Here is a 24097-nt window from a genome sequence, read left to right as displayed (position 1 = left end):
CGCACCCCCGATCCCAGGAGCACGAGTTGAGCACTGCCCACGCCCAGCGCCCGACGACCGCGGACGTGACACCGGTCGACGCGGTCCTCGACCTCACCGGCGCCCAACTGGGCATCTGGAACGCGCAGCGGCTGGAGCCGGACTCGCCCTACTACGTCGTCGGCGACGTCGTGGAGATCACCGCCGCGCCCGGCGGGGAGCGGGTGGACCCCGGGCTGGTCGCCCGCGCCGTGCGGGCCGCGTTCGAGGAGGCGGAGAGCCTGCGGCTGCGGGTGTTCGACACCCCGGCCGGGCCGCGCCAGGTCGTGTCCGACGAGCCGGTGCCGCTGCCCGCGGTCGTGGACCTGGGCGGCGAGGCCGACCCGAGGGCCGCCGCCGAGGCGTTCGTGGTCGCCGAACGGGCGCGCGTCGCCGAGGCGTGCCGGGGCATGGTCGACCGGGCGCTGTTCTCGTGCACCGTCATCAGGCTGTCCGACCGCGAGGTCTGGTACACGCAGCTGGGCCACCACCTCGTGTTCGACGGCTACACCGCGGCCATGCTCGCCCGCCGCACGGCCGCGCACCACACCGCGCTGGCCGCCGGCGCCCCCGCGCCGAAGCCGGCGTTCGGCCGGTTCGCCGACCTGGTCGCCGCCGACCGCGCCTACCGGGAGGGCGAGCAGTTCGAGCGCGACCGGGCCTACTGGCTGGACCGGCTCACGCCGCTGCCCGAGTTCGACGTGGACGACGCGGCGGCCTCGGGTCCGCCCGACCGCACCGTCACCGCCCGCGCCGTCGTGCCCGCCGACGAGGTGGCCCGGCTGCGGGAGTTCGCCGACGGCGCGGGCGTCACCTGGGGCGAGGCGCTGATCGCCTGCTACGCCGCGTTCCTGCACCGCGTGCAGGGCCGCGCGGACGTCGTGTTCGCGCTGCCGCTGATGTGCCGCACCGGCGTCGGCCTGCGCACCCCGGCGATGGCGGTCAACGTGCTGCCGCTGCGCGTGGAGGCGCGCGGCGACGACGACCTGGGCGAGCTGAGCAGGCGGGTGGCCGGGGTGATGCGCGGGATGCGCGCCCACCAGCGCTACCGCGGCGAGGACCTGCCGCGCGACCTGGCCGTGCCCGGCGCGGGCGCGCTGCTGCACGGCCGGGGCATCAACCTCAAGGCGTTCGACCTGACCCTCGACTTCGCGGGCGCCACCGGCGTGATGCGCAACGTCGCGGGCGGCCCGCCGGAGGACATGGGCCTCAGCGTGCTGCCCACCCGGGACGGCGGCCTGCTGCTCGGCTTCGAGGTCGACGCGCGCACCCACGACCAGGCGGCCGTGGAGCGCAAGCTGACCGCGTTCCGCACCCTGCTCACCGCCTGCACCTCCGCCGACGCGCCCGCCATCGGCCGGGTCCCGCTGGTCGGCGACGAGGAGCGGGCCGCGCTGCTGGGCGAGTGGGCGACGCCGCCGCTGCCGGGCGCGCCGCGCGACGTGACCGCGCTGCTCGACGACCTGGACACCGACGCGACCGCGCTGGTGCACGGCGGGGAGCGGCTGACCGGGCGCGACCTCGTGGCCCGGGTGCGCCGCCTGGCGTGCGCGCTGCGGGCGAGGGGCGTCGGGCCGGACGACGTGGTGGCGCTCGCGCTGCCGCGCTCGGTCGACCTCGTCGTGTCCCTGCTGGCGGTGCTGGACGCCGGGGCCGCCTTCCAGCCGCTGGATGTCGAGCACCCGGTGGAGCGGCTGCGCGGCCTGGTCGCCGACACCGGCGCGGTGCTCGTGCTGTGCACCCCGGCGACGGCCGGCGCCGTCCCGGACGGCGTGGCGCGGATGTCCCCGGACGACGACGGGGGAGCGGTCTCCGGGCCGTCCCCGGTGGACCGCGACCCGGAGCACCTGGCGTACGTCATCCACACCTCCGGCTCGACCGGCCGCCCCAAGGGCGTGCTCGGCCGGGTCGGCGGCCTGCTGGCGCTGCTGCACCACCACCGGTCGACCACCGTCGCCGAGGCGGAGCGCGCCGCGGGCAGGCGGCTGCGCGTCGCGCACACCTACTCGTTCGCCTTCGACTCGGCGCTGGACCAGCTGTCGTGGCTGCTGTGCGGGCACGAGCTGCACCTCTACGACGCCGAGACGGCCCGCGACGCCGACGCGCTGCTCGACGCCTACCGGCGCGACCGGATCGACGTCGTGGACACCACGCCGTCGATGGCCGCGCCCCTCGTGGACGCGGGCCTGCTGCTCGCCGAGCACGAGCACCGCCCCGCGCTGCTCGTGCTCGGCGGCGAGGCCACCCCGCCCGCGCTGTGGCGGCGGGTCGTCCGCTCCGGCGTCGCCGCGCGCAACATGTACGGCCCCACCGAGGCCGCGGTGGACAGCACCAGCGCCCGCCTCGACGGCGACGTGCCGACCATCGGCTTCCCGCTGTCCGGCACCCGCGCCTACCTGCTGGACAACGCGCTCCAGCCGGTGCCGCACGGCGAGCGCGGCGAGCTGTACCTGGCCGGGCCGCACCTGGCCCGCGGCTACCTGGGCGACCCCGGCCTCACCGCCGGGCGGTTCGTCGCCGACCCGTTCGGCGGGCCGGGCGACCGGATGTACCGCACCGGCGACCTGGCCCGCTGGGTGCCCGGCCGGGGCGTGGAGTACCTGGGCCGGCGCGACGGCCAGGTCAAGGTCCGCGGGCACCGGGTGGAGGTCGGCGAGGTCGAGGCCGCGCTCGGCGCGGTGCCCGGTGTGAGCGCCGCCGCGGCGACCGTCCGCGCGGACGGCGGCCCGGCCCGGCTGGTCGGCTACGTCGTGCCCGGCGCCGGGGCGACCGTGACGCCCGAGTCGGTGCGGGAGGCCCTCGCCGAGCGGGTGCCCGACCACCTCGTGCCCGCCGCGGTCGTGGTGCTGGACGAGCTGCCGGTCACCGCCAACGGCAAGCTGGACCGCGCCGCGCTCCCCGCGCCGAGGGCCGCGGGCGGCGGTCGCGCGCCGTCCACCGAGCGCGAACGCCTGCTGTGCGCGGTCGTCGCCGAGGTGATGGGCGCCGAGCGGGTCGGCGTGGACGACGACTTCTTCGCCCTGGGCGGCGACAGCATCACCGCGATCAGCGTCAGCAGCCGGCTGCGGGCGCGCGGCCTGGAGCTGCGCCCGCGCGACCTGCTGGCCCGCCGCTCCCTCGCCTCGCTCGCCGCGGCGGGCCGCGAGGTCGACGGCGGACCCGCCCCGGTGGTCGACGACCCGACGGGCCCCGTGCCCGCGCCGCCGATCGTGCGCGCCCTGCTCGACGCGAACCCCGACGTGGCCGACGTCGCCGGGTACGCGCAGTGGACCGCCGTGCGGGTGGACGACCCCCTCGCCCTGGACGACCTGGTGGCGGGCGTGGCCGCCGTGCTCGACCGGCACGACGCCCTGCGCCTGCTGGTCACCGGCGACGGCCTGGTGGTGCGCCCGCGCGGCGCGGTGACCGCCGCGGTGGACGAGGTCACCGCCGGGGAGGACGAGGTGACCGCGCTCGCCGAACGGCTGGCCGCGTCCCTCGACCCGCGCACGGGCGACCTGGTGCGGGTGGCCCTCGTGCGCACCCCCGCCGACGCGCCGGACCGGCTCGTCGTGGTCGTGCACCACCTCGTCGTGGACGGCGTGTCCTGGCGCGTGCTGCTGCCGGACCTGCGCACGGCCTGCGCGGGCGGCCCGCTCGCGCCCGCCGGCACGTCGTGGCGCGGCCACGCGCTGCTGCTCGCCGAGCAGGGGGAGACCGGCGCCCGGCGCGGCGAGCTGGACCACTGGCGGCGCGCCGCCGGGTACGAGGGCATCGGCGCCCGCCCACTGGACCAGGCCGTCGACGTGGTGGCCACCGCGGACCGGAGCACCACGACGGCGTCGCCCGAGGTGACCGCCGCCGTGCTGGACGCCCTGCCCGCCGCCTACCGCGCCGGCGTGGACGAGGTGCTGCTGGCCGCGCTCGTGCTGGCCGTGCGGCTGTGGGTGCGCGAGGCCCGCGACGCGGTGACCGTCACCGTCGAGGGCCACGGCCGCGAGCAGCTCGCGCCCGGTGCCGACCTGTCCCGCGCGGTCGGCTGGTTCACCTCCGAGCACCCGGTGCGGGTGCCCGCCGACGCCGTGCGCGCCGACGCGGACCTGGCCGACGCGCTCGCGGGCGGTGACGCCGCCGGGCGGCTGCTGCGGGCGGCCAAGGAGGCCAAGCGCGCCGCGCCAGACGGCGGTGTCGGGTACGGCGTGCTGCGGCACCTGGACCCGGAGACGCGGGACGGGTTCGCCGCCGTCCCGCCGCCCGACCTGCTGCTGAACTACCTCGGCCGGTTCGCCCCGCTGCCCGGCACCGGGTGGCGGCTGCCCGAGCACGACCCGTTCGCCGTGGTCGAGCCCGCGGGCAAGGCCCTGGAGCAGGTGCTGGCGCTCAACTGCTTCGTGCACGAGGCCGGGGCGCGCGGGGACGGGGGCCGCGGGGACGGCTCGCACGGGGACGGGGCGCCGCGCATCGCGGTCGAGTGGACCGCCGCCGGCCTGGTGCTGCCGCCCGCCGCCGTGGCCGGGCTCCAGGAGGCGTGGGCGACCGCCCTGGGCGCGCTGGCCGCGCACGCCGGGCGCATCGGCACCGGCGGCGGCGGCCTCACCCCCTCGGACCTGCCGCTGGTCCCGCTCGACCAGGCCGCGATCGACGCCCTCGAACGCGACGGCCGGGTCGAGGACGTGCTACCCGCGACCCCGTTGCAGGTCGGGCTGTCCTTCCACAGCCTGGTGCGCGGCGACGAGGACGCCGACGTCTACGTCGTGCAGGCGATGACCCTGTTGCGCGGCGAGCTGGACGCCGACCGGATGCGGGCCGCGACCGCCGAGCTGCTGCGCCGCCACCCCGCGCTGCGCGTCCACCTGCACACCACGGCCGCCGGCGACGTCGTGCAGGTGGTCCCGGCGGACGTCACGCTCGACTGGCGGCAGGTGGACCTGCGCGCCGAGCCCCGGCGCGACGACCTGCTGACCGAGCACTGCCGCGCCGAGCTGGAGCGCCCGTTCACGACGACGAGGCCGCCGCTGATCCGCTTCCTGCTGTGCTCGCTGGGCGCGGACGAGCACCGGCTGGTCATCACCAACCACCACGCCCTGCTCGACGGCTGGTCCATGCCGCTGGTCGGCCGCACGCTGCTGGCGGTCTACGCCGAGCTGGGCGGCGGCCCGGCCGCGCCCGTCGCGCCGTCGCCCGCCGAGTACCACCGCTGGCTCGCCGACCGCGACCACGACGCCGCCCTGGACGCGTGGAAGGGGGCGCTGGCCGGTGTCGACGAGGGCACCCGGCTCGCCCCCGCCGGCGCGGCGTCCGCAGTGGACCGGCCCGAGCGGGTGACCGTGGGCCTGGGCGAGGGGTTCAGCGACCGCCTGCGCGCGTTCGCCCGCGACCGGGGGATCACGCCGACCACCGTGCTCCAGGTCGCGTGGGGCGTGCTGCTGGGCCGGCTCACGGGCCGGCGCGACGTCGTGTTCGGCTGCCCGGTCTCCGGCCGGCCCGCCGAGGTCGACGGCGTCGAGGCGATGATCGGCCAGCTCGGCGGCACCATCCCGGTGCGCGTCCGGTACGAGCCCGGCGACACCGTCGCCCGGCTGCTGGACCGCGTGCACGAGGAGAGCGTGGCGCTCAGCGAGCACCACCACGTCGGCCTGCCGGACGTGCAGCGGGCCGTCGGGGTGGGCGAGCTGTTCGACACGATGCTGGTGATGGAGAACTTCCCCCTCTCCAGCAGGCGGCGCACGCCCCTCGCGCCCGGCCTGGACCTGGTGGGCGTGGACATCACCGACGCCACGCACTACCCGCTCACCGTCATCGTCATCCCCGAGGACGAGATCGTCGTCGGCCTCGGCTACCAGCCGCACGCGTTCGACGAGGGGACCGTGCGCGGCTACGGCCGCTGGCTGCGCACCCTGCTGCACGGGATCGTCGACGACCCGGACCGGCCGGTGGCCCGGCTCGCCGCGCTCGACGCGGAGGAGCGCGACCGCGTGCTGGCCATGGGCCGCGGCCCCGAGCCGACCCGCGAGCGCGGCGGCTGCCTCGCCGAGTTCGCCACGTGGGTGGACCGCACGCCGGGCGCGGAGGCCGTGGTGTGCCGCGACCGGTCGCTGACCTACGCGGAGCTGGACCGGCGGGCCAACCGGCTCGCGCACGCCCTGCTCGACCGGGGCGTGCGACCGCAGGACGCCGTGGCCGTGCTGCTCGGCCGCGACGTGGAGATGGTCGTCGCGCTGTTCGGCGTGCTCAAGGCGGGCGCGGTGTACGTGCCGATGGACCCGGACTACCCGAAGGACCGGCTGGCGCACATGCTGGGCGACGCCGCGCCGACCGCCGCCGTGACCGCGGGGGACGCGCCGGTCGTGCTGTCCGGGCTGCCCGTGCTCGACCTCGCCCGACCGTCCACGTTGGACGGTCCGGCGGAGTGGGACGCCGACCCGGTCGACGCCCGCCGCGACCTCACCGAGGACTCGCTGGCCTACGTCATCTACACCTCCGGCACGACCGGGAAGCCCAAGGGCGTCGCCGTGCCGCACCGGGGCGTGCCCAGCCTGATCTCCCTCCAGGAGGACGTGGTCGGCATCGGCGAGGGGGAGCGGTACCTGCACTTCGCCTCGACGAGCTTCGACGTGGCCTTCTGGCAGTTCATGCTGCCGCTGCTGTCCGGCGGCACGTCGGTCATCGCGCCGGAGGAGGTGCGCGTGCCCGGTGACGAGCTGGTGGACTACATCGCCGAGCAGCGCTGCACGGGCGTGAACCTGCTGCCGTCGTTCCTGGCCGCCGTGCCCGACGACCGCACGGTCGACCCGGACGTGTTCTTCGTCGTCGGCGCGGAACGCCTCGACCCCGAGCTCGCCCGCCGCTGGGGCGCGGGGCGCCGCGCGCTGTTCAACGCCTACGGCCCGACCGAGGTCACGATCAACTCGGTGACCTGGCACTACGACCCGGACGACGAGGGGCCGCTGCCCATCGGGCGACCCGACCCGGAGGTGCGCGCCTACGTGCTCGACGGCGGCCTGCTGCCGGTCGGCGTCGGCGTGACCGGCGAGCTGTACCTGGCCGGGCCGAAGCTGGCCCGCGGCTACCTCAACCGCCCCGGACTGACCGCCGAGCGGTTCGTCGCCGACCCGTTCGGCCCGCCCGGCGAGCGCATGTACCGCACCGGCGACCTGGTGCACTGGCGGCCGGACGGGCAGCTGGTGTTCCTCGGCCGCGCCGACCACCAGGTCAAGGTGCGCGGGTTCCGCATCGAGCTGTCCGAGATCGAGACCGTGCTGACCCGGCACCCCGACGTGCGGGCGTGCGCGGTGGTCGTCCGCGAGGACCGGCCCGGCGACCGCAGGCTCGTCGGCTACGTGATCCCCGCCGACGGCGCCGAACCCGGCGCGGACGCGCTGCGCGAGCACCTGTCGGCCGAGCTGCCCGACCACATGGTGCCGTCCGCGTTCGTGCTGCTCGACCGGCTGCCGCTCGGGCCGAGCGGCAAGCTCGACCGGGCCGCGCTGCCCGCGCCGGGCACGGGCGCCTCCGCGGCGGCCCGGGAACCGGCCACGCACGCCGAGACCGTGCTGCTGGCCGTGTTCCGCGAGGTGCTGGGCACCGACGAGGTCAACCTGGACGACGCGTTCCTCGACGTCGGCGGCGACAGCATCGTGTCGCTGCGCGTGGTCTCCCGGGCCCGGCGCGAGGGCCTGTCCCTGACCGCGCGGGACGTCTTCGAGGGCCGCACGGTGGCCGGCATCGCCGCCCGCTGCGGCGGCGCGGAGCAGACCGAGGAGGCCCCCGCGACCGGCGACGCCCCGCTGACGCCGGTCCTGCGGGACCTGCTGCGGCGCTCCGGCGCGTCCGCCGACCGGTTCTGCCAGTGGGTCGAGGTGGTCGTCCCGGCGGGCGGCGACCTCGCCACCTGGCACGCGGTGTTCGACGCCGTGCTGGCCAGGCACGACGTGCTGCGCGCCCACCTGGCCGGCGACGTGCTGCGCATCCCCGCCGTCGGCGCGGTGACCGGGGCCGACGTGCTCACCCGGGTGGCCGCCGGCGACGACCCGCGCGCGGCCGCCGACGCGCACGTCGCCGACGCCCGCGCCCGGATGGACCTGCGCACCGGCCCGCTGCTGCGCGCCGCCTGGGTCGACGCCGGGCAGCGCCCCGGCAGGCTCGTCCTGGTCGCGCACCACGCCGCGGTGGACGCGGTGTCCTGGCGCGTGCTGCTCGACGACATCGCCCACGTCCACGGGACCGGCCGGCCGCTGACCCGGCACGGCCAGTCCTTCCTGGGCTGGGCGACGGCGCTGCGCGACGCCCGGCCGCACCGCCGCGCGGAGCTGCCGCACTGGCGGCACGTCGCCGCCGCGCCGCCGGCCGCGACGACCCCGGACCCGACCAGGGACACCGCGGCCACCGCCGTCCACCACGTGGTCCACCTGGACCCCGCCACGACGCGGACCGTGCTGACCACCCTGCCCGCCGCCTACCGCACCACCCCGGACACCGTGCTGCTCACCGCGCTCGCGCTGGCCGTGGCGGAGTGGCGCGGCACCGCCCCGGACCTGCTGGTGGCCCTGGAGAGCCACGGCCGCCCGCCGCACGCGCCCGACCGCTCCGGCCCGGTCGAGCTGTCCCAGACCGTCGGCTGGTTCACCGCCGTGCACCCCGCCCGGGTGGAGGTGCCGGACGGGGGCGTCGCCGCGGCGCTGAAGGCGGTCAAGGAGCAGCTGCACGCCGCGGGCGACGGCCTCGGCTACGGCGTCCTCGGCGACGAGGCGCCCGCCTGCGCCCCGGAGATCAGCTGGAACTACCTCGGCCGCTTCCCCGCCCGCCCCGCCGGGGACGTCCCGTGGCAGGCCCCGGCGGACGCCGACCCGCTCGGCTCGGGCGGCGGTGACGACCTGCCGCTGCCGCACTCGCTGATGATCAACGCCCTGGCCCGCGACGACGGCGCCGGCGAGGCGCTCGGCATCCGGTTCACCTGGCCCGCCGCGCTGTTCACCGAGGCGGGGATCGGGGCGCTGGCCCGGTCCCTGACCGCCGCGCTGACCCGGATCGCCGAGGACCCGGCGGCCGTGGCGGGCGCCGGCCTCACGCCGTCCGACCTGCCCCTGGTCCCGTTCGACCAGGCCACGATCGACGCGCTGGAGGCCGGGTACCCGGTGGCCGACGTGCTGCCGCTGACCCCGTTGCAGCAGGTCGTGCTGCGCCACGCGCGGGCGCACGCCGACGACCCGTACACCGTGCAGGCGGCGTTCACGCTGTCCGGCGCGCTCGACGTCGAGGCCCTGCGCGCGGCGGGCGACGCCCTGCTGCGGCGGCACCCGAACCTCGGCGCGGTGTTCCCGCCGTCGCCCGCGGTGCAGGTGGTCCCGCGCGACCCGCGCCCGGCGTTCCGCGTGCTCGACGTGGACGACGTGGACCGCGCGCTGGACGCCGACCTGGCCGAGCCGTTCGACCTGGCCGTCGGCCCGCCCCTCCGGCTGACCGTGCTGCGGTCCGGCCCGGGGCGGCAGGTGCTCGTGCTGACCAGCCACCACGTGCTGTCCGACGGGTGGTCGGCCCCGCGCATCCTCACCGAGCTGTTCGCGCTCTACGCCGGTGGCGCGCTGCCCGAGCCCGTGCCGTTCAGCCGCTACCTGCGCCACCTGTCCACGCTGGACCGGGCGGAGCACCTGCGGGCGTGGCGGGCGGAACTGGCGGACCTGCCCGAGGGCGACTACCTGACCCGGGGCCGCGACGTGGTCGTGGGCGCGGCCGACCCCGTGCTGTTCCGGGTCGACGCGCCCCTGGTGGCGGAGTTGACGCGGGAGGCGGCGCGGCGCGGCCTGACCCCGAACGCGCTCCTCCAGGGGGCGTGGGCGGCGGTGCTCGCGGCCCGCTCCGGGCGGCGGGACGTGTGCTTCGGCGCGATGGTGGCCAACCGGACCGCCGACGTCGAGGGCGTCGAGGAGATCATCGGCTTGGTCGCGGGCACGGTGCCGGTGCGCGTCCGGTTCACCGGCACCGTGTCCGACGCGCTGGCGGACGCCCAGGCGCGCCGGCGGGCCATGGCGGAGCACGACCACGTCGGGCTGCCCGAGCTGGAGCGGCTGACCGGCCGCGACCGCCTGTTCGACAGCCTGGTGGTGTTCGAGAACTACCCGGTGGACCCGGCGCGGCTGCGCGAACCCGCCCCCGGCCTGACCGTCACCGGCACCCGGTTCCGCGAGCGCACGCACCACCCCGTGACGCTGACCGTCGTGCCGGAGGGGGGCGCCTGGACGGGCGTCCTCGGCCACCAGGCCGGGCTGTTCGGGCGCACCGAGGTCGAGGCGCTGGCGGCCGAGCTGCTGCGCGTGCTGCACGACCTGCCCGCCCACCTGGACGCGGACCTGTCCGCCCTCGTCGGGGAGCCGACGCCGTGAGCGGGCCGACGGCGGCCAAGGTGGACGCGGCGCTGTGGCGCACGGCGTTCACCCTGGTCCTCGGCACGTTCATGGCCACGTTGGACAGCACGATCGTCTCCGTCGGCATCGACGCGCTGGCCGACCGGTTCGGCGCGCGGGTCACCGACATCCAGTGGGTCACCACGGCCTACCTGCTCGCGGTGGTCACCGCCGTGCCCGCCTCGGGGTGGCTCGCGGACCGGTTCGGCGGCCGACGGGTGTGGATCACCGCGGTGGCGGTGTTCCTGCTGGCCTCGCTGCTGTGCGCGCTGGCCTGGTCGCTGCCGAGCCTGGTGGCGTTCCGGGTGCTCCAGGGCCTGGCCGGCGGGCTGCTCCCGCCGACCGGCCAGGCCCTGCTCGCGCGCGCCGCCGGCCGCGAGCGGATCGGCCGCGTGCTCGGCGTCGTCTCCGTGGTGCCGCTGCTGTCCCCGGTCCTCGGGCCGCTGGCCGGCGGGTCGGTCCTGGCCGTCGCGGACTGGCCGTGGCTGTTCTACGTCAACCTGCCGATCGGCGCGGCGGCGATCCTGCTCGCCCGCCGCACCGTGCCCGCCGTGCCGCCCGCCGAGGGGCGCACGCCCTTCGACGTGCGCGGCGCGCTGCTGCTGTCGCCCGGCCTGGCCGTGCTGGTCTTCGGCCTCACCTCCGTCGACCAGGCCGTCCCGGCCGCGGTGTCCGCCTCCGCCGTCGCGGTGGGCGCGGCGATGCTCGTCGGGTTCGTCGTGCACGGCCTGCGCACCCGGGGCACGCCGCTGATCGACCCGCGCCTGTTCACCCGGCCGCCGTTCGGCGTGGCGGCGCTCGCGCTGGCCGTCCTCGGCGCCTCCGTCTTCGGCACCATGTTCCTGCTGCCGCTGTACCTCCAGACCGGCGGCGGACTGTCCGCCTGGGAGACCGGGCTGCTGCTCGCGCCGCAGGGCCTGGGCGCGGCGGTCGGGTCGGTCCTCGTCACCCGCGCGGTCGACACCGTCGCCCCGCGCACCCTCGTGCTGACCGGCATCGCGCTCGTGGCCGCGGGCACCGCCCCGTTCACGCAGCTCCACCACGCCCTGCCGGACGCCGTCATCGTGCTGTCGCTGCTCGTCCGCGGCGCCGGCGCGGCCATGATCGGCGCACCGGTGATGAACATCGTCTACAGCCGGATCGAACCGGCCCGGCTGCCCCGGGCCGCCGGGGCGCTCAACCTGCTCAACACGGTCGGTGGCTCCGTCGGCACCGCCGTCCTCGCCGTCGTCCTCGGCAGCCGGCTGGCGGCGCGCGGACCGGACACGCCCGCGGCGTTCGCCGACACCTTCTGGTGGGTGCTCGGCTTCGCCCTGGTGGCAGCACTCGGGGCGACGAGGTTGCCCCGCCCCGTTCACGAGAAGGGCCACTCAGATGCCTGACCAGGACACCCTGCCCACACCCGGCGAGGTCGCCTCGGCCCACTCGGTGGCCGGGGCGGTGGCCCGGCACCGGGAGACCGTCACCGACGTGCTCGCCGGGCGCGACCCCAGGCTGCTCGTCGTGGTCGGCCCCTGCTCCGTGCACGACCCGGTCGCGGCGCTGGACTACGCGCACCTGCTGAAGGGCGCCGCCGACCGCTTCGCCGACGACCTCGTCGTGGTCATGCGCGCCTACCTGGAGAAGCCGCGCACCGTCTCCGGGTGGACCGGCCTGCTGCCCGACCCGACGCTCGACGGCAAGGGCGACATCGCGGCCGGCGTCCGGCTGGGCCGGGCGTTCCTGGCCGAGGCGGCGGCCACCGGGCTGCCCCTGGCCTACGAGTTCGTCGACCCGGTGCTGGCCCACTACGTGGCCGACGTCGTCACGTGGGGCGCGGTGGGCGCGCGCACCGTCGCCAGCCAGCCGCACCGGCACCTGGCGTCGTGGCTGCCCCTGCCGATCGGCATGAAGAACTGCGTCTCCGGCCGCCTGGACACCGCCGTGGACGCGATCCGCGCCGCCGGCCTGCCCCACGCGTTCCCCGGCGTGGCCGCCGACGGCAGGCTCACCACCCTGCGCAGCACCGGCAACCCCGACGCCCACCTGGTCCTGCGGGGCGGCCCGACGCCCAACTACGGCGCCGCGCACGTGGCCGGGGCCCTGGCCGCCCTGTCCGCAGCAGGCGTGCCGCCCCGCGTGGTGGTCGACGCCTCGCACGGCAACAGCGGCAAGGACCACCGCCGCCAACCGGCCGTGGTCGCCGACCTGGCCGCGCAGGTCGAGGACGGCAACCGGGGGCTGGTGGGCGTGATGATCGAGTCCTACCTGTCGGACGGCAGGCAGGACCCGGCGTCGAACCGGCTGCGCCCGGACCTGAGCGTCACCGACTCCTGCCTGGGCTGGGACAACACCCTGCCCCTGCTGCACGCCCTGGCCCGCGCGTCCCGCGCCCGGAGGTAGGCGCCGTCCCGCCGCCCGGCGACGGCGTGCCGACCTAGAAGTCCACCGTCGCGCACGCCAGGCGCGCACCCGCCGTGCCGGCCTTGCCGGGTTCGGTGGCGGTGCGCTGGGCGTGCAGCACGACCGACCCCGCGCGGCGGTCCGCGAAGCGCCAGTCGACGGTCGTGGTGACGGTCGCGCGACCCCGGTGGTCGGTGGTGAGGTCCAGCCAGATCTCGTTGGCCGGGTTGGCGTAGGCCGGGTCGACCGACGGTTGGACGGGGTCCACCTCGTGCTGGTGGTGGGCTCCCGCGTCGGTCGGCAGCGCGCCGCACGGCCGCTGGTGCGCGTGCGCGCCGTAGGTGCGGTCCGGCGCCAGGCCGTAGACGCTGAGCAGCGTCCGCGTGCCGTGCCGCGTCGGGGTGGCGACGACCATGACGGCCGCGCCGGGCGCGACCAGGGCCGGGTCGTAGGTGTAGGCGCGGGTGGCGGTCGCGGGTGCGGCGAAGCGGGCCACGGTCACGGCGACCCCGCCGGCGACGGGCGCGGCGTCGGCCGCGGGGGTGGTCGCGAGGGGTGCCGCGAGGGCGGCGACGAGCAGGGCGACAGGACGGTTCACGTCTCGTGCCTTCCGGGTCTTGGCGGCCGTCGGTGGTCACCCGAAGTTACCACTCGACTACGCGCCGGTCGGCGCACGGCGCGCACGACCGGGAAGACCACCACGACCGCCAGGGCGAGCACCGGGGTCGACCGCCCCAGCACGAACTCGCCGAGCGCGTAGTCCGCCGCCGGCACGGCCAGGCACAGCGCGAACGCCCGGCCGGACGCCGTCCTGGGCTTGACCGGCGCGACCCACGGCGTGCGCCCGAACGGCTTGGCCACCGACAGCCACACCTGGCACGCCAGCGCCGAGGCCATCAGCAGCGACCCGACCCGCATCATCAGCGGCGACCCGCCGGGGTGCAGGTTCGGGCTGAGCACGAAGATCCCGACGTAGAGCTGCGTGAACGTGACGACCGTCTTCAGCAGCACCCACCAGTGCCGGGAGTAGCCCCACGGGGTGAGGCCGGACAGCATCAGCCCGGTGAACGCCGACGTGGTGGCCATGAACTGGAGCACCTCGACGTCGAGCAGCAGCGCCGCGTCGAACGCCGCGAGCCGACCGGGCCCGGACAGGGCGTAGTCGACCACCACGAACAACGCCAGCGCCATGAACATCCAGCCGGTGGACGCCACGACGTGCGCCCAGACCAGCAGTTTCCGACTCATCGGCGAACCCCCACTAGTAGCCGTCCTACATATAGTACGGCTACTAGTGGGGTGGGTGCGTCAGACCCGGCAGGGGCTGCCGCCCGGCTCGCCCGGCAACGCCTCCAGGTTCACCCGCGCCTCGCCGAGCACCACGTCGGTCAGCGCGGTGTCGAGCGCGAACGCCTGCTGCACCAGGCTCGACGAGGTCGTCGTCGTGCCGTTGAGCCGCAGCGAGCCGATGACCAGCGGGATCGTCAGCGGCGCGCTGCCCACCGCGACCGACACCCCGTTGATCCGCAGGCTCGCGACCTGCGAGGAACCGGTGAACACCGGGTTCAGCCCCGCGTCGCACGTCACCGAGGCGTCCGCCCGGATCACGCCCACCTCGATGGTCACCAGCAGGCTCGTGATCCGGGTGGTCTCCACCCGCGCCGAGGACACCGCGCCGTCACCGGGTGCCGGCGGCAGCGCGAGCAGGTCGTCCGGCGTCTGGTCGGTGCGCGCGCTCAACGCGGTCGCCCGGACGTTCAGGACACCCGCGGGCAGGTTCACGTTCGCCACCGTCACGGCGTCGTCCGCGCACGGCACGTCCGGCGGGTTCGCCCGCGCCACGACCACCCCGGCGAGGTTCAGCGCGGTGGCCTGGCAGGAGAACACGCCGGTCCGCTCGGACGTGGTGATCCGCAGGTCCGACAGCACCGGGCTCGCGCCCGACGGGGACGCGGTCAACGTCGCCCGCACCTCGACGTACCGCCCGACCAGGGCGAACTCCACCCCGTTGGCCACCGGCGCGAACGCCTCGCCCGCCAACCCGGCCTCGGTGTCGGACGCGCGCGCCTCCACCGTGATCGAGGTGCCCGGCGGCACGCTGCCCTGCGCCTCGGTGTTCCAGGTGACCGTGCCCCAGGTCTGGCCAGCGACCCCGCCGTCCTGCACCACCGACCACGTGCCGATCGGCGCGGTGATCTCGCCCAGCACCGAGCCGGTCATGTCGCTGTAGTTGTACGGCCCGGCGCCCGCGCCGAGGTCCACCGTCAGGTCCACCGCGCCCACCGGGAACCCGCCGCCGCCCACCGGACCGGCGTCCGGGTCGATGCGCTGCGCGTTGTTGGAGTTGATGTTGGTGACCCACACCTTGCCGTTGCTGTCCACCGCGACGCCGGTGGGCCCGTTGCCGCCGGGCAGCACGACGTTGCCGACGAACGTGCCGTCGGTGCGCAGGTGCCCGACCGTGTTCGTGCCGTTGTCCAGCGCGTGGGCGACCCACACGTTGCCGTCCACGTCGACCGCGACGCCCTGGGCGCGCGGGTGGCCGTGCGGGAACGAGCCGAGGACGGTGCCCGCCGCGTCCATCTTGACCGTGCGGCCGGTGCTGACACCGGTGTGCCAGATCTCGCCGGTGTTCGGGTCCATGCCCAGGCCGTAGTCGCCGTGCGTGGTGTCCAGGCACGCGCCGGTCCCGGTGCCGGGCTCGTAGCGCAGCAGGTTGGCCCCGAAGCGGGCCGACCACAGGGTGCCCGCCTGGTCCACCAGGCCGCCGTACCCGCCGCAGCCCAGGCTGACCGGCGCGGTCAGCGGGCTGCCGTCCGCGCCGGAGATCAGCTGGTGCTGCGTGTTGGACCCGCCGGTCCACAGGTTGTTGTCGGCGTCCACGGCGACCGTGCGGGTGTTGGTGCCCGCGACCCGGCTGTAGGTGATCAGGCACTCGTCGGCGGCGGTCTGGACCCCGCCGTCGCTGTCGACCCCGCCCGCGTTGGTCCACGGCCTGATGTCGCCCAGGCCCCGCGAGGTGGCGAACAGGCCGTCCTGGTCGCGGTCCTCGCAGGTGTTGTACGAGAACGGGCCGACCAGGTGGTCGCCGGTCGGGTTCGGCGTGCCGTCGCCGTCCACGCGCGTGCCGCCCCGGATGACGCCGACGCGGGTCACCGAGCCCTGGCCGCCGCCCGCCTCGTTCCGGTTGGACAGCCAGGTGTTGCCGAGCTTGTCGACGGTGGTGCGGGAGGGGTTGCGGCCCTGGCCGTCCGGCGCGGACAGCCACTCGCCGAGGATCTCGCCGGTGTCCACGTCGATGCGCACCATGGTGCCGCGCGCGGAGGCGGCGACGTTGACGTAGGGGAAGAACGTGGTGCGCCGGTCGAGCTGGAGCTGGTCGCCGTTCGGCGCGTCGTGGTTGACGTCCTGGAGCACGCCCTGGTCGAAGTCGGCGTCGAGCGTGTAGAGCACGTCCTCGCCGGCGACCGGGGCCGCCGACGCCGTCGCGGGCAGGCCGACCGGGAGCAGCAGCGCCCCGACGGCCGCCACGGCGACTGATCTTCGTGGATGACGCATGGATCTGCCCTTCTGGGAGGGGGGAGAACCGGGCATTCCCGTCACGTGACACCACGGAGTCGAGCCCCCCGCGAAGCGCGTTACCGCGCCCGGGAAAGGTCGGTGGGCTTTCGGCAGAAATGGGGCGCACAGGTCACCCCTTTGCCGGCGGTGGATCGTTCCGGTGGCCCAACGCGCATTCCAGCGGGTGACCGCGCGGGTTCGGCGACGACGACGTCCAGCCCACAGCGCTGGGCCGATCCGGGGATTTCGCCCTGGTCACGACCGTGTGACCGGAAGACGCTCGGTTAACCCGCCGTCCACCGGAACGCTCCGGGGAATTCGTCCGACGGGCTGAATCGAGACCTGGCACAACACCCTGCTTGACAAGACGCGCGCAATTCGCGAATCCTCCGCACGTCCCGGACGCGATCACGCTGACAGGCCCTTTGCCACCTCCAGGGAGGTTCGACCCGTGACCCACACCCGAGTCCTGCGGCTGGTCGGCACCGGCGCCGCGGCGCTGGCGCTCGTCGCGGCCTGCGGCACGCCCCCGCCGAAGGACGGCGCGGCGGACGGCGCGCCCGCGGCCACCGCGCAGTCCGCCGCCGAGTTCGGCGGGCTCGACAAGCTCGTCGAGGCGGCGAAGGCGGAGGGCAGGCTCAACGTCATCGCGCTGCCCCCGGACTGGGCCAACTACGGCGAGATCATCTCCGCGTTCGAGGCGGAGTACGGCATCGAGGTCGACTCCGCGCAGCCCGACGCCTCCAGCCAGGACGAGATCAACGCGGCCGAGCAGCTCAAGGGCGGTGACCGCGCCCCCGACGTGTTCGACCTCGGCCTGAACGTCGCCCTCGCCAACACCGGCGTGTTCGCGCCCTACCGGGTGGAGACCTGGGCGGACATCCCCGACGAGCTCAAGGAGCCCTCGGGCCTGTACTACGGCGACTACGGCGGCTTCATGTCGATCGGCTACGACGCCTCGAAGGTGCCCGCGCCGACCTCGGTGAAGGACCTGCTCAAGCCCGAGTACCAGGGCAAGGTCGCGCTCAACGGCGACCCGACGCAGGCCGGCGCCGCGTTCTCCGGCGTCGTCATGGCCTCGCTCGGCAACGGCGGCTCGGCCGACGACATCGCGCCCGGCGTCGAGTTCTTCAAGCAGCTCAAGGCCGCGGGCAACTTCCTGCCGGTCGACCCGTCGCCCGCGACCATCGAGTCCGGCCAGACGCCGGTCGTCGTCGACTGGGACTACACCAACGCCGCGCAGACCGCGAAGCTCGCGGGCAAGGCCGACTGGCGGGTCGTCGTCCCGCGGGACGCCCAGGTCGGCGCGTACTACAACCAGGCCGTCAACAAGGACGCGCCGCACCCGGCCGCCGCCCGCCTGTGGCAGGAGTTCCTGTACTCCGACGAGGGCCAGAACCTGTTCCTGAAGGGCCTGTCGCGGCCGGTGCGCATGGACGCGATGGAGAAGGCGGGCACCCTCGACGCCGCCGCGGCGGCCAAGCTGCCCGAGACCGGCGGCGAGCAGGTGTTCCTCACCCAGCAGCAGTCGGACGAGGCCAAGCGGGTGCTGTCCTCGACGTGGGCCCAGGCGGTGGGCTGACCGGTGGTCGCACCCGTGACGACCGCGGTCGGGGACGGTCCCGCGCCGTCACCCGGCCGCGGCCCGGCGCGCGGGTCCTGGGCGGCGTGGCTGGTCGTCGTGCCGTTCCTGGCCTACGTGGGCACGTTCCTGCTCTACCCGACCGTCCTCGTGCTGGCGGGGGCGTTCCAGGACGAGCACGGCGCGTTCACCCTGGCCAACCTGGCCGAGCTGACCGGGGGCGCGCACCTGCGGGCGTTCCTGCTCAGCATCGAGCTGTCCGCGCTCACCGCCCTGCTGGGCGCGGTGTTCGGCGCGCTGCTGTCCTGGGCCGTCGCCACCGGCCGCCCCGAAGGGCCGCTGCGCCGCGTCGTGGTCGCCGCGGCGGGCGTGCTGGCCCAGTTCGGCGGCGTGCCGCTGGCGTTCGCGTTCCTCGCCACGGTCGGCTTCCAGGGCTTCGTCACGCGGTTCCTGCGCGACGCGTTCGGCGTGGACCTCTTCGCCACCGGCGCGTGGCTGTTCGAGCTGCCCGGCCTCACCCTGGTCTACACGTTCTTCCAGGTCCCGTTGATGGTCATCGTGTTCCTGCCCGCCCTCGACGGCCTGCGCCCGCAGTGGCGGGAGGCGGTGGACAGCCTCGGCGGCTCGTCGTGGAGCTACTGGCGGCACGTCGGCGGGCCGGTCCTGCTGCCCGCGTTCCTCGGCTCGCTGCTGCTGCTGTTCGCCAACGCGTTCTCCGCCTACGCCACCGCCGCGGCGCTGGTGTCGCAGGGCAGCCCCATCGTGCCGCTCCGGATCAGGGGCGCGCTGACCGGCGAGGTGCTGCTGGGGCAGGAGAACCTGGGCAAGGCGCTCGGCCTCGGCATGGTCGTGGTCGTCGCCGTCGCGATGGGCCTCTACGCCCTGCTCCAGCGGAGGGCCGACCGGTGGCGGTGAGGGGACGGGGTGCCGCGCGGGTCGCGGTCCTGCTGGTGCTCGGCGCGTACTTCCTGCTGCCGCTGGTCGCCATGGCCGAGTTCTCCACGCGCGGCGCGAACGGCACGCGCAGCCTGGAGTCGTGGTCGGGCATCGTCGACGACCCCGACCTGGTCGAGGCGATCCTGGTGTCCGTGCAGCTGGCCGCGACCAGCTCGCTGCTCGTGCTGGCGCTGCTCGTGCCGACCATGGCGTGGATCAGGCTGCGGCTGCCGGCGCTGCGGCGGCCGGTGGAGTTCCTGTGCCTGCTGCCGGTGGCGATCCCGGCGATCGTGCTGGTCGTCGGCATGGCCCCGCTCTACGCGTGGGTGGACTACTTCCTCGGCGACTCGCCGTTGACGCTCACGTTCGCCTACGCGGTGCTGGTCCTGCCCTTCGCCTACCGGGCCATCGACGCGGGGCTGTCCTCGATCGACCTGAAGACGCTCGCCGAGGCGGCCCGCGGCCTCGGCGCGTCCTGGGGCACGGTGCTGCTGCGGGTCGTGGTGCCGAACATCCGCACCGCCCTGATCGGCGCGTCGCTGCTGTCGGTGGCGCTGGTGCTCGGCGAGTTCACCATCGCCTCGCTGCTGAACTTCGACACGGTGCAGGTGCAGGTCAACCTGCTGGGCAAGCGCAACGCGGGCGTGTCCATCGCCGTGTCGCTGCTGAGCCTGCTGTTCGCGTTCGCGCTGCTGTTCCTGCTCTCGTTCGTCGGCAGGAGGCGGGACACCGCCCCGGCGGAGAACCCCCCGGAGGAAGGCTGAGATGGGTCACCTGCGTCTCGACGGGCTGCGCAAGTCGTTCGGCGGCCGGCCGGCGCTCGCCGGCCTCGACCTGGAGCTGGCCGAGGGCGAGCTGGTCAGCCTGCTCGGGCCCAGCGGCTGCGGCAAGACCACCGCGCTGCGGATCGTGGCCGGCTTCGAGACCGCCGACTCCGGCCGCGTCACCGTGGCCGGCAAGGACGTCACGGGCGTGCCCGCCAACAAGCGGGACATGGGCATGGTGTTCCAGGCGTACAGCCTGTTCCCGAACATGACCGCGGCGGAGAACATCGCGTTCGGCCTGAGGCTGCGCAAGGCGCCCGACCGCGGCGCGCGGGTCGGCGAGCTGCTGGAGCTGGTGGGCCTCTCCCACCTGGCCGGGCGCTACCCGCACCAGCTGTCCGGCGGTCAGCAGCAGCGGGTGGCCCTGGCGCGGGCGCTGGCGATCCGGCCGCGCGTGCTGCTGCTCGACGAGCCGCTGTCCGCGCTGGACGCCAAGGTGCGCGTGGCCCTGCGCGACGAGATCCGGCGCATCCAGACCGAGCTGGGCACGACCACGCTGTTCGTCACGCACGACCAGGAGGAGGCGCTGGCCGTCTCCGACCGGGTGGGCGTGATGTCGAACGGCCGGCTGGAGCAGCTGGACACCCCGGCCCGCGTGTACCGGGAGCCCGCGTCGGCGTTCGTGGCGCAGTTCGTCGGCGTCACCAACGCCGTGTTCGGCACGGCCGAGCCCGGCGGGGTGCGGCTGGGGGCGTTCCGGTTGGCGACGGACGCGGCCGACGGGCTGCACGGCGAGGTGAAGGTGATCGTCCGGCCGGAGGACATCACCGTCACCCGGCACCGCGAGGACGGCGCCCCGACGGCGGACGTGCTGGTGGGCGACGTGCTGGCGCAGAGCTTCCTCGGTCCCGTGACGCGCCTGTCGGTGCGCCTCGGCGGCGGCGACCAGGTCGTGCGGGTCGACCAGCCCTCCGGCCGCGCGGGCGACTTCCCGCCCGGCACCGCCGTCGCGCTGGACTTCGACGCGGCGCGGCTGATGGTCGTCGAGGCGTGAGGGCGGTCACGGCCGCCGCAGTTTCGCCAACCGCGCCCGTTCGTCGTCCGACAACTCCGAATCCGTGAGCACCCGCACGCCGTTCCCGCCGATCGGCTGACCGTTCACGGACGTCACCCACCCGGTCGGCACATCGGTGAACAACGTCACCTCCGGTGTTCCGGTGAAATGCCCGAAACCCAATACCGTCGACCGGGCGACGGTGGGTCCGTTCAGCACCACGTAATCCTCGGTGGGCAGTTCCGGATCGGTCGCCCAGGGCACCTCGTCGCCCGGCGCCCAGCCGCCGAGGCCGGCGTAGCGGAGCAGGAAGGTGCGGGCGCGGTGGATGGTCACCACGTAGTTGTGGTCGGCGTCCCCGCCGGTGCACGTGCGGGCGAACGTGAGGCCGCACGAGCCGTTCGCACCGCGCACGACCGGGGAGAACGCCGCCGGGCCGCCCGCCGCGCTGATCGCCCGGGACAGCGCGCACCACGCCGCGGTGGCCGCCCGGTTGGGCAGCCGCGCGCCCGGCCAGGGGTCGCTGATGGTCAGGCCGCCCCAGATGAGCCGCACTGCGGGGGCCGGCCAGGCGGTGTGCCGCTCGCCGCGGTAAAGGGTCATGTCGGGCACCGGAATACTCCTCGCGAGGAATTCGGGAGGGAGATACCAGTGGGTAGCCTACTCGTGGCCGGCCCTTTCGCCGGTGTTGTCACCGCGAAGGAGTACCGCACCGCGAAAATGCGGTCACAAAAGGGGGAAGGGCCCGCCGCGGGTGCGACGGGCCCTTCCCCGGGCCGTGCTCACATCGATGGGGTCACCGACGCGGGAACAGGTCCCGGTAGGAGCCCTGCGACTGCACGTTCAGCTCGTCCACGCGCACGAGCTTGCCGGTGACGGTCCGCGGGTCGCGGATGTCCAGCACGTCGAAGCCCTTGGCCATGTCGGACGAGTAGATGTAGCCGTTGTAGTAGTACGCCGACCACGTGCCGCCGCCGGCGCCGTTGGGCAGCGGGCCGCGCTCGAACCAGCCGATCTCCTTGGGGTTGCCGGAGTCGGTGAAGTCCCAGATCGAGATGCCGCCCTGGTACCAGGACTGGACCATGATGTCCCGACCCTGCACCGGGATCAGCGAGCCGTTGTGGGCCACGCAGTTCTCGGTGTCGGCCTGGGTGCGGGAGATCTTGTAGTAGGAGCGGAACTCCAGCTCCCGACCGTCACCGCGCCCGGTGATGTCGTAGATGCCGTCCGCGCCGCGGGTCTTGCCGATGGTCTCGTTGCACGTCGCCGCGCCGCCGCCGCCGAGCTCGTCGGTGAAGACCACCTTGGTGCCGGCGTTGTTGAAGGTGGCCGAGTGCCAGAACGCGAAGTTCACGTCGTCCTGCACGCGGCTGATCTCGCGGGGCTTCTCGCGGTCGGAGATGTCCCACAGCACGCCGTCACCCATGCAGGCGCCGGCCGCGAGGTCCTTCGACGGGTACACGGTGATGTCGTGGCAGCCGGAGGTGGCCGTCACGTAGCCGGTCGGGACGGTGCCCGGCCGGCCGACGTTGCCGCCGTCCGGGAACAGGACGGTCTCCGAGAGCAGCGACGCCGACGTCGGGTCCTTCAGCGGGACCTTGACGATCGAGATCAGGTCGTGCGGCGGCTGGCAGTCCGGGAAGGCCGCGTTCGGGCTGTACGACGAGACGTACAGGTAGACGTCCTTGCCGCGCTTGTCCGGGACCAGGGTGTGCGTGTGCGAGCCGCACTTGGTCTCGACCGACTTGATGTACTTCGGGTTCTTCTTGTCGCTGATGTCGAAGATCTTGATGCCCTCCCACGCGTCCTTGTTGGTCGCGGGGAGCGGGGTGCTGGCGCACGAGTTGTCGCTGCGCGACGAGTCGGTCGACAGGAAGAGCAGGTCGCCCTTGACCGAGATGTCGTTCTGCGACCCCGGGCACAGCACGGAGCTCACGATCTTCGGCTTGTGCGGGTTCCGCACGTCGTAGATCACGAAGCCGTCGTAGTTGCCGTTGAACGCGTAGCCGCCCTGGAAGGCCAGGTCGGACCAGGTCGACGACGAGGTGAACGGCGCCGGCTTCGGCAGGTTCGCCACGTGCTTGACGTTGCGCGAGTTGCGGATCTCGTCCACGCCGGGAATGCCGGTGGCCGGCTGTTCCTGGCTGGACAGCTGGGTCTCGGACAGGCCGGCCAGATCGGCGTCGTCCGGAGCCGCGATCGCCTGCGGGCCCATGACCACGGCCGACAGGCTCAGCGCGAACGCCCCCAGGACCGCGATCGGCGCTCTGCGCCGACCTCGGGTAGAAACGCGTGCTTCCACTTCAGGTTCCCCTTCCAACCCTACAGTGCAGGGATCGCAGTATCGCCCGTTCGCAAGGCTAAGTACCAGACCCGTTCGTCGGGAAACGATGACTTTCCGGTTACCGGGATCGCCGGGTACGTTGGCGCCGACCTGGTGTATGAGGGGGTTCGGATGCGAGTCGGGTTCGTCGCGGTGCTGCTGGCCGTCCTGGTCGGCTGCACGTCGCAGCCACAGGACGAGGCGCCGATCCTCGCGCCCAAGGGGCCGGGTGAGCAGGCCGAGACCCTCGCGCCCGACGAGGTCGGCACCGACCGCTGGGTCGCGCCCGGTGAGGCCGACCTGGCCTACGTGGCGAAGATGATCGTGCACCACCGCCAGGCGCTGGACATGGCGGCGCTCGCCCCGGGACGCGCGCGGGACGAGACCGTCAAGGGCCTGGCCTCGCGCATCCACGACACCCAGGGCCCCGAGATCGGCGCCATGGAGCAGTGGCGGGACCAGTACGCCGAGAACGCGCCCGCGCACGGCCACGGCGGCTCGCTGCCCGAGGTCGACCACGCGTCGATGCCCGGCATGGCCACCGACGCGCAGCTGGCGGCCCTGGCGGCGGCCACCGGCGCGGACTTCGACCGCCTCTTCCTCCAGCTCATGATCGCCCACCACGAGGGCGCGCTCCAGATGGCCGTCGACCTGCTGTCCACCGGGTCCGACGTGCGGGTCGAGGAGATGGCCAACGACGTGGTCGCCTCGCAGAGCGACGAGATCGCCCGGATGAAGGCGATCACGATTCCGTGAGCACCAGGTCCTCCGAGGGCTGGAAGGTCTCCACGGCGTTGCCCGTCACGTGGCGGGCGACGCCCGCGCCGCGCCGGTGGGCCTCTCTGAACGAGTCGGAGGCGACCCACGCGCGGAAGTCGTCCTCGCTGTCGAACTCGTTGACCGACACGTACGGCTGATCCGGGCGGGTGGGCCGCAGCAGCGTGCTGCGGCGCAGGCCGGGCACCCCGGGCAGGTGGGCGCGCATGTTCTCCCTGAAGCGCGCCTCGAACTCCTCCGCCCGGTCCTCGGGCACGAACAGGCGGTTGGTGGCGACGAACACGTGCACCTCCGGGTTCCCGACGGGGTGTAGGGAACTAT

Annotated in this window: 14 protein-coding genes; 8 read left to right on the top strand and 6 right to left on the bottom strand. The window is 74.9% G+C overall.

Annotation, left to right across the window (positions count from 1 at the left end):
• The first annotated feature begins 26 nt into the window (after positions 1–26).
• Genes ACRAKJ_RS30115 through ACRAKJ_RS30105 form a run of 3 tightly spaced genes read left to right on the top strand, consistent with a single transcriptional unit; the run spans position 27 to position 12779 of the window.
• The gene (locus ACRAKJ_RS30115) at positions 27–10376 is read left to right on the top strand and encodes an amino acid adenylation domain-containing protein (protein WP_438920884.1); all 10350 of its coding nucleotides are present in this window, start codon (positions 27–29) and stop codon (positions 10374–10376) included.
• The gene (locus tag ACRAKJ_RS30110) at positions 10373–11779 is read left to right on the top strand and encodes a DHA2 family efflux MFS transporter permease subunit (RefSeq protein ID WP_438920885.1); all 1407 of its coding nucleotides are present in this window, start codon (positions 10373–10375) and stop codon (positions 11777–11779) included. Before ACRAKJ_RS30115 ends, ACRAKJ_RS30110 begins: the two co-directional genes overlap by 4 nt.
• Positions 11772–12779: a 3-deoxy-7-phosphoheptulonate synthase gene (locus tag ACRAKJ_RS30105; protein ID WP_438920886.1), complete on the top strand. Its 1008-nt coding sequence runs from the start codon at positions 11772–11774 to the stop codon at positions 12777–12779. Before ACRAKJ_RS30110 ends, ACRAKJ_RS30105 begins: the two co-directional genes overlap by 8 nt.
• Before the next feature lie 34 nt (positions 12780–12813).
• Here the strand turns inward: ACRAKJ_RS30105 and ACRAKJ_RS30100 are convergent, their stop codons facing one another.
• The 3 genes from ACRAKJ_RS30100 to ACRAKJ_RS30090 are packed head-to-tail and all read right to left on the bottom strand — an operon-like array spanning position 12814 to position 16310.
• A complete protein-coding gene (locus tag ACRAKJ_RS30100) occupies positions 12814–13377 on the bottom strand; it encodes a superoxide dismutase (protein ID WP_438920887.1) in 564 nt (187 codons plus the stop codon).
• Positions 13374–14027, bottom strand: a complete 654-nt coding sequence (locus tag ACRAKJ_RS30095; RefSeq protein WP_438920888.1) for a hypothetical protein — start codon at positions 14025–14027, stop codon at positions 13374–13376. The genes ACRAKJ_RS30100 and ACRAKJ_RS30095 overlap by 4 nt, the downstream gene beginning before the upstream one ends.
• Before the next feature lie 60 nt (positions 14028–14087).
• Positions 14088–16310 carry a hypothetical protein gene (locus tag ACRAKJ_RS30090; RefSeq protein WP_438920889.1) on the bottom strand — a complete coding sequence of 741 codons (2223 nt, stop codon included), beginning with the start codon at positions 16308–16310 and terminating at the stop codon, positions 14088–14090.
• Between the two features lie 481 nt (positions 16311–16791).
• Here ACRAKJ_RS30090 and ACRAKJ_RS30085 point away from each other — a divergent pair, with 481 nt between their 5' ends.
• From ACRAKJ_RS30085 to ACRAKJ_RS30070, 4 genes are read left to right on the top strand one after another with little or no spacing between them, the layout of a single operon-like run.
• A complete protein-coding gene (locus ACRAKJ_RS30085; protein WP_438920890.1) occupies positions 16792–17922 on the top strand; it encodes an ABC transporter substrate-binding protein in 1131 nt (376 codons plus the stop codon).
• Between the two features lie 15 nt (positions 17923–17937).
• The gene (locus ACRAKJ_RS30080; RefSeq protein ID WP_438920891.1) at positions 17938–18837 is read left to right on the top strand and encodes an ABC transporter permease; all 900 of its coding nucleotides are present in this window, start codon (positions 17938–17940) and stop codon (positions 18835–18837) included.
• Complete coding sequence (locus tag ACRAKJ_RS30075; protein ID WP_438920892.1) at positions 18828–19622, top strand: ABC transporter permease subunit; 795 nt, start codon at positions 18828–18830, stop codon at positions 19620–19622. Before ACRAKJ_RS30080 ends, ACRAKJ_RS30075 begins: the two co-directional genes overlap by 10 nt.
• A 1-nt stretch (position 19623) precedes the next feature.
• Positions 19624–20676 carry an ATP-binding cassette domain-containing protein gene (locus tag ACRAKJ_RS30070; protein WP_438920893.1) on the top strand — a complete coding sequence of 351 codons (1053 nt, stop codon included), beginning with the start codon at positions 19624–19626 and terminating at the stop codon, positions 20674–20676.
• A 6-nt stretch (positions 20677–20682) separates the two neighbouring features.
• Here ACRAKJ_RS30070 and ACRAKJ_RS30065 read toward each other — a convergent pair whose 3' ends face one another.
• Both ACRAKJ_RS30065 and ACRAKJ_RS30060 read right to left on the bottom strand, forming a co-directional pair.
• Positions 20683–21279, bottom strand: a complete 597-nt coding sequence (locus tag ACRAKJ_RS30065; RefSeq protein ID WP_438920894.1) for a hypothetical protein — start codon at positions 21277–21279, stop codon at positions 20683–20685.
• Between the two features lie 193 nt (positions 21280–21472).
• Positions 21473–22891 (bottom strand): LVIVD repeat-containing protein, encoded by a 1419-nt coding sequence (locus ACRAKJ_RS30060; RefSeq protein WP_438920928.1) that lies wholly within the window; start codon positions 22889–22891, stop codon positions 21473–21475.
• 240 nt (positions 22892–23131) lie between these two features.
• Here ACRAKJ_RS30060 and ACRAKJ_RS30055 point away from each other — a divergent pair, with 240 nt between their 5' ends.
• Complete coding sequence (locus ACRAKJ_RS30055; protein WP_438920895.1) at positions 23132–23755, top strand: DUF305 domain-containing protein; 624 nt, start codon at positions 23132–23134, stop codon at positions 23753–23755.
• On the opposite strand, the gene ACRAKJ_RS30050 is transcribed toward ACRAKJ_RS30055, so the two are convergent.
• The gene (locus tag ACRAKJ_RS30050) at positions 23742–24065 is read right to left on the bottom strand and encodes an antibiotic biosynthesis monooxygenase (protein WP_438920896.1); all 324 of its coding nucleotides are present in this window, start codon (positions 24063–24065) and stop codon (positions 23742–23744) included. The genes ACRAKJ_RS30055 and ACRAKJ_RS30050 overlap by 14 nt on opposite strands.
• Positions 24066–24097: the final 32 nt, after the last annotated feature.

Source organism: Saccharothrix sp. DSM 118769, assembly GCF_052936295.1.
This window is presented reverse-complemented; position numbering and strand designations above follow the sequence as displayed.